The 6,744-nt window shown below is 38.6% G+C and carries 9 protein-coding genes; all 9 read left to right on the top strand.

Translation table 11 applies throughout. The features are described 5' to 3' along the window. The first annotated feature begins 38 nt into the window (after window positions 1-38). The 9 genes from A5875_RS07185 to yqeK all read left to right on the top strand — a co-directional run bounded on the left by A5875_RS07185 (window position 39) and on the right by yqeK (window position 6,704). A complete protein-coding gene (locus tag A5875_RS07185; protein WP_088932973.1) occupies window positions 39-845 on the top strand; it encodes a transporter substrate-binding domain-containing protein in 807 nt (268 codons plus the stop codon). 205 nt (window positions 846-1,050) lie between these two features. Next, entirely contained in the window at window positions 1,051-1,890 is an 840-nt protein-coding gene (locus A5875_RS07180; protein WP_088932972.1) for a transporter substrate-binding domain-containing protein, read from the top strand. Between the two features lie 17 nt (window positions 1,891-1,907). After that, complete coding sequence (locus tag A5875_RS07175; protein ID WP_088932971.1) at window positions 1,908-2,597, top strand: amino acid ABC transporter permease; 690 nt, start codon at window positions 1,908-1,910, stop codon at window positions 2,595-2,597. A 12-nt stretch (window positions 2,598-2,609) separates the two neighbouring features. Next, complete coding sequence (locus A5875_RS07170) at window positions 2,610-3,344, top strand: amino acid ABC transporter ATP-binding protein (RefSeq protein WP_088932970.1); 735 nt, start codon at window positions 2,610-2,612, stop codon at window positions 3,342-3,344. A 127-nt stretch (window positions 3,345-3,471) separates the two neighbouring features. Further along, window positions 3,472-3,996, top strand: coding sequence for a YqeG family HAD IIIA-type phosphatase (locus A5875_RS07165; protein ID WP_088932969.1), 525 nt, complete (start codon window positions 3,472-3,474; stop codon window positions 3,994-3,996). Next, window positions 3,997-5,106, top strand: coding sequence for a ribosome biogenesis GTPase YqeH (gene yqeH / locus A5875_RS07160; protein ID WP_088932968.1), 1,110 nt, complete (start codon window positions 3,997-3,999; stop codon window positions 5,104-5,106). Between the two features lie 30 nt (window positions 5,107-5,136). Beyond that, entirely contained in the window at window positions 5,137-5,448 is a 312-nt protein-coding gene (gene yhbY / locus A5875_RS07155; protein WP_088932967.1) for a ribosome assembly RNA-binding protein YhbY, read from the top strand. Window positions 5,449-5,482: 34 nt separating this feature from the next. After that, complete coding sequence (locus A5875_RS07150; RefSeq protein ID WP_088932966.1) at window positions 5,483-6,118, top strand: nicotinate-nucleotide adenylyltransferase; 636 nt, start codon at window positions 5,483-5,485, stop codon at window positions 6,116-6,118. Further along, window positions 6,102-6,704, top strand: a complete 603-nt coding sequence (gene yqeK, locus A5875_RS07145) for a bis(5'-nucleosyl)-tetraphosphatase (symmetrical) YqeK (RefSeq protein WP_176244717.1) — start codon at window positions 6,102-6,104, stop codon at window positions 6,702-6,704. Before A5875_RS07150 ends, yqeK begins: the two co-directional genes overlap by 17 nt. Window positions 6,705-6,744: the final 40 nt, after the last annotated feature.

The raw sequence follows: 6,744 nt of genomic DNA, 5'->3' as shown, positions 1-6,744 counted from the left end.
ATGCTATACTATACAAAACTGATTATGGGGGAAAGCAAATGAAAAAAGGGCTGAAGGTTGTTTTAGCAGGTCTTGCTTTATTAGTATTAGCAGCATGTGGAAGCAAGGAAGAAGAGGATAAATTAGACACTATAAACGAGAATGGGGTCATTAAAGTAGCGACTTCACCAGATTATGCACCTTTTGGTTTTCATACAACGATTGATGGAAAAGACAAAATTGTTGGTGCCGATATCGAGATGATGGAGACCATTGCTAAGAAAATGGGTGTAAAAGTTGAATGGTTAGACATGAGTTTTAATGCAGTTTTAGCTGCAGCAAAGGAAGGAAAGGCAGATGTCGCCGTTTCAGCGATTTCAGTTACCAGTGAACGTAAAGAAAGTTTTGATTTTACTACAGATTACTATACATCCCCGCAAGTAATTGTGATTAATAAGCAACATGCAAATGATTTTACTTCAATTGATCATTTTGCAGGCAAGCAGGTCGGAGCTCAAAAGGGGACGATCCAAGAAAATATTGTCAAGGAACAGTTGAAAGATGCCAAATTAGTATCAATTGAAAAATTGCCAAATATTTTTGTGGAAGTAAAAAGCGGTTCTTTGGACGGTTTAGTTGTGGAAAAAACAGTAGCGGATGCCTATGTTAATAAAAATCCGGAACTGATGATTGCGAATATTTCATTGAAAAGTATGAAGGAGGATTCTTTGTGCATCGCGGTTCCAAAAGGTAATGAAAAATTAGTCAAAGAACTGAATAAACATATCAAAGAAATGAAAGAAGACGGTACCATCGAAAAAATAGTTGAAGAAAACAATCAGTTAGCTCAAAAAGGCGGAGATTAAAAATATTTATTCACTAAAAGGGTGGATATATACATTATAGGAACTGATATGCAAACTATTTTTAATATTTATACAACAAATTGCTTGTTTTATGAAAATTTCATGTTATAATAAATTCATTGAAAAAAGCCTTCAAAAAATAGCTAGTAAACCAACTGTTTTTTGAAGGTTAATTAATAGTAAAACATTTTTAGGAGGAAATAGGATGAAAAAGATTACCGGCTTAGTTATGACATTAGTAGCATTATTCACTTTAGCAGCTTGTGGAGGAGGCAGCGATAAAACTGCGGATTCTTCAAATGCAAAATCTGAGGATCAATTAGCAGCAATTAAAAAAGCGGGCGTGTTAAAAGTAGCGACATCCGCTGACTATGCACCGTTCGAGTTCCATACAATGGTGGATGGTAAAGATAAAATCGTTGGTGCTGATATTGATTTAGTTAATGCAATCGCCGAAGAGTTAGGCGTGAAAGCAGAAGTATCTGATATGAGTTTCAATACCGTTTTAGCTTCATTAAAAGAAGGAAAATCTGATATTGCAATCTCTGCGATCTCTGCAACCAAAGAACGTAAAGAACAGTTCAACTTTACTGACAATTATTATAACCCGCCACAAGTGGTGATCATTAACAAGAAAAATCAAGACAAGTTTACAAGTATTGATTCTTTGAAAGATAAAAATGTTGGTGCGCAAAAAGGTTCTATTCAAGAAGATATCGTTAAAACACAACTAAAAGACGGAAAACTTGTTTCAATCGAAAAAGTTCCGAATATGGTGATCGAAGTAAACAGCGGCTCATTAGATGCTATGGTCGTGGAAAAAACGATCGCTGAATCGTACGTACAGCAAAATCCAGATTTGATGATCGCAAATATCGAACTGGAAGCCTCAGAAGATGAAGCATTTGCGATTGCATTGCCTAAAGGCAGCAAAGAATTGCAGACAGAAATAAATAAAATCATTAAAAAGCTAAATGATGAAGGCAAGATTGATGAGTATGTTAAACAAAATCATGAATTAGCTGAAAAATCAGCAAATGAATAGAATTGAGGGTATAAGTTTTGGACTTTTCTTTTTTAGATAAATACTTATCTTACTTTGCTTCCGGAGCAGGGATAACAGTAGTCATCTCACTGGTGACAGTCTGCTTAGGGACCTTAATCGGTCTGGCAATGGCTTTGCTAAAATTATCGAAACACAAACCATTGAACTGGTTAGCGAATGTTTACATCGAAGTGCTGCGAGGCACTCCGATGTTATTGCAAATTACGATCGGCTTTTTAATTCTGCAAGGCTTCTTTCCGTCAAAAGATTTAGATGTCGGTGTGTTATCGGTCGGTGTGAATCGTTTATTTCCTGGGATGATCATTTTATCCTTGAACTCTGGGGCTTACGTGGCGGAGATCATTCGCGGCGGAATCACAGCTGTTAACTTTGGTCAAACTGAAGCGGCTCACTCATTGGGTCTGCGTCCATCCCAAACGATGCGTTACGTGATCTTACCTCAGGCGTTGAGAAATATTTTACCACCGCTAGGCAATGAATTTGTTACCTTAATTAAAGATTCCTCTTTATTAGCAACGATTGGAATCAATGAATTAATGGGTTCTGCTCAAATTGTTGTATCAAACTCCTATATTCCGTTAGAACCATTGATCGTGGCGGCGGGACTATACTTTGTGATGACATTTATCACGTCGCGTCTGCTAAACTTATGGGAGAAAAAACTTGGAAAAGGATATCAACGATAAGAGGTGGATATAATGACAGAAGCATTGATTCAGATTGAACATTTAAATAAAAAATTTGGCGACAACGAAGTTCTTAAAGATATATCCGCGGAAATCATTCCGGGGGAGGTTGTTGTAATTATCGGACCCTCTGGATCTGGTAAAAGCACTTTTTTACGTTGTGTCAATTTATTAGAAGTTCCGACATCTGGTACGATCAGATTTGAAGGTACGGACATTACAGATAAAAAGAACGATATTTTCAAGACGCGGGAAAAAATGGGAATGGTCTTCCAACAATTTAATTTATTTCCTAATATGACGGTTTTAGATAACATCACTTTATCACCCATTAAAGTTAAAAAGATGACTAAATCGGAAGCTGAAAAAATTGCTAAGGAATTGTTGGAGAAGGTCGGGTTGTCAGAAAAAGCGGATGCTTATCCGCAATCTCTATCTGGAGGACAGCAGCAACGGATCGCTATTGCGCGAGCATTGGCGATGCAGCCGGATGTTATGTTGTTTGATGAGCCAACTTCAGCTCTTGATCCTGAGATGGTCGGTGATGTGTTGCAAGTTATGCAGCAGTTGGCTAAAGAAGGAATGACCATGATGATCGTTACACATGAAATGGGCTTCGCTAAAGAAGTTGGTGATCGTGTAATCTTCATGGATGGTGGTGTAATCGTTGAAGAAGGAACACCAGAAGAAGTTTTCGATCACACAAAACATTCCCGAACCATCGATTTTTTATCAAAAGTATTATAAGATTAATGAGACTAGGCGGAGAAAGCCTAGTCTTTTTTTAAACCTTTGTAGTCAAATGTAGAGTTTTCAAAAAATTTGCGTTATAATCAGGTTTTGTAGAAGTATAAATAAAGTTATAGGAGTTGCCATGTTAGATAAATTCAAACCAACGTGGATGGTCGAAGCCATTTATCAAATAACCCCAGAACAATTGAAGGCTCATGGATTTAAAGCAGTATTAACTGACTTGGATAATACACTGATTGCTTGGAATAATCCAAATGGTACCAAAGAGCTGATTGATTGGTTAAAAATGATGGATGAAGCGGGGATTCCTGTGGTCGTCGTTTCAAATAACAAAGCCAGTCGTGTAGCCAAAGCGTTAGAGAGTTTTCAATTAGATTTTGTTTCACGGGCAATGAAACCTTTCTCGGTAGGAATAAAGAATGCACAAAGACAACTAGGTGTTTCAAAAGATGAAATTGTCATGATAGGAGATCAAGTGATGACTGATATTCGCGGCGCAAGTGCAGCGGGTATTCGCAGTATTCTTGTTCGGCCGATTCTTGATACGGATGGCTGGAATACAAGAATCAATCGTCTCTTTGAACGTCGTGTGATGCATATTTTATTAAGCAAAGATCCTGAGATGAAATGGAAGAGTGAATTATAAATGGAAGAAGAATTATTTTGTATCGGCTGCGGCGCAAAAATTCAAACGGAACATCCCAATGAACTAGGTTATACTCCGCAAACAGCATTAGAAAAGGGTTTGGAAAACGGTGAAGTATATTGTCAGCGCTGTTTCCGTCTTCGTCACTACAATGAGATTCAAGATGTTTCATTAACTGATGATGATTTTCTTCGTCTATTGAACGAATTAGGCAAAGCAGACGCATTAATCGTGAATGTGGTGGACATCTTTGATTTTAATGGTTCGTTGATTCCTGGACTGCACCGATTTGTCGGTGATAATCCGGTATTACTAGTCGGTAATAAAGTTGATCTACTGCCTAAGTCATTAAAAAGAGGCCGATTGACACAATGGATGCGAGAACGTGCTCATGAAGAAGGTCTGCGTCCAGTTGATATTCTATTAACCAGTGCGCGTAAGTCTAACGAAATGGCTGAGTTATTAGAAAAAATCGAAGAATATCGGGAAGGCCGCGATGTTTATGTAGTGGGCGTGACTAATGTTGGCAAATCAACATTGATCAATCAAATCATCAAACAAACTGCCGGTGTCCAAAACTTGATTACCACTTCGCAGTTCCCGGGTACGACTTTGGATAAGATTGAGATTCCGTTAGATGATGGTCACTATCTTTTTGATACACCGGGGATTATCCATCGTCATCAAATGGCTCATTATCTTGGTAAAAAGGATCTAAAGATCATCGCACCGCATAAAGAAATCAAACCCAAAGTTTATCAGCTAAATGCTGGACAAACTTTATTTTTAGGCGGATTGGCACGTTTTGATTTTATTCAAGGAGAACGAGCATCTTTTGTTGCATATGTGTCGAATGATATCGATCCGCATCGAACAAAATTGGAAAAAGCTGATGCTTTTTATGAAAAGCATGTGGGTGGATTGTTGCAGCCTCCACGTCCAGATGAGGTAGCAGATTTTCCTGAATTAGTCCGGTTTGAATTTTCAATCAAAGAAAAAACCGATATTGTTTTTGCTGGACTAGGTTGGGTTACAGTATCCAAGCCAGCGGTCGTTGCTGGTTGGGCGCCAAAAGGCGTGGATGTATTGACCCGTAAAGCATTAGTCTAAAAAACTTTTATCCGAATAAGGGGAGTATTAATGGAATTAAGAGGAAAACAAAAACGTTTCTTGCGCAGTCAAGCACACCATCTGCAACCGATTTTCCAAATCGGCAAAAATGGGATCAATGATGCAGTGATCATTCAAATCGCTGAAGCGTTGGAAAAAAGAGAATTAATCAAAATTAATTTATTGCAGAATACAGATGAGATTGCCGAAGAGGTGGCACATGTTTTAGAAGACCGAATTAACTGTGAAATTGTTCAGATTATTGGACGTGTGCTGGTTTTATATAAAGCTTCAAGCAAGGAAAAATATCAAAAAATATCTAAAGAAGTTCAAGGCATTTAAACGTCAATTTATCAAAAACGAGGGGGAATAACCGTTGTATCAAGATGTCTTAACAATTCCAAAAGTCAAACCAATGACAGATACCGCAATGCCTAAAAAGCAGGTCGGACTGTTAGGTGGGAATTTTAATCCGATTCATCACGCGCATTTAATGATTGCGGAACAGGTCGGGCAAAAAATGGGATTTGATGAAGTGCATCTGTTGCCGAGTTATTTGCCGCCGCATGTAGATGAAAAGAAGACGATCGATAGTAAACATCGTTTGGCGATGGTGAAATTAGCGATTGAAGATAATTCATTTTTGTCAATCGATATGAGAGAATTAGCGCGTAAGGGCAAGAGTTATACAATCGATACGATGTTGGAATTAACAGCAGAAAATCCTGATACGGAATATTATTTTATTATCGGCGGGGATGAAGTGGCTTATCTGCCTAAGTGGCACCGAATCGATGAATTAGTTCGGATCGTCAACTTTGTGGGTGTGAGACGGGCTGGCTATGCTCCGGAGAGTCCTTATCCGATTATTTGGGTAGATGTTCCTGAGATACAGCTATCTTCTTCATATATTCGCAAACAAGTTAAACAAGATTGTTCGATTCGTTATCTTGTACCTGATCGGGTAAGGGAATATATCACGGAAGAAGGCTTGTATCTTGATGAAATATAGTGATAAGTATACAGCAATGGACCGTGAAGCATTAATGCAAGCTGTTCAAATGCGAATGAGCGAACGTCGGTTTAAACATGTGTTAGGTGTAGAAGAAACGGCTGTGGCTTTAGCCGAGCGTTTTGGTGAATCGCCGGAAAAGGCGAGCATCGCTGCATTGACACATGATTATGCGAAGGAACGATCTGATGAGGAATTTCAACTTGCTATCGAGCAAGGGGTTTATGAAAATAAAACGGAATTGTTAAAGTATGGCAATGCCATCTGGCACGGACTGGTCGGTGCTGATTTTGTTGCTCGGGAGTTGAAGATTGCCGATGAGGAAATCCTAAACGCGATTCGTCTTCATACCACGGGGGCAGCCGAGATGACTTTGTTAGATAAAATTATTTATGTGGCAGACTATATTGAACCTGGGAGAAATTTTCCTGGGGTAGAAGATGCGCGGGTTATTGCTTTTAGTGACTTAGATCAGGCTGTTGCCTTTGAAACCAAGCATACTCTGGCACATTTAGTTGAAGCAGAGAATCTTGTTTACCCGAAAACGATCGAAACTTATAATCGTTGGGTTGCCGGGATACAATAAATAAGAGAGCTTATTCTTAACAATTATTGAAATGTTTAAG

It is taken from the genome of Enterococcus sp. 3H8_DIV0648 (assembly GCF_002140655.1).
GTDB classification, from domain to species: Bacteria; Bacillota; Bacilli; order Lactobacillales; family Enterococcaceae; genus Enterococcus_A; species Enterococcus_A hulanensis.
The sequence above is the reverse complement of the archived record's forward strand: the minus strand, read 5'-3'. Positions and strand labels throughout refer to the sequence as shown.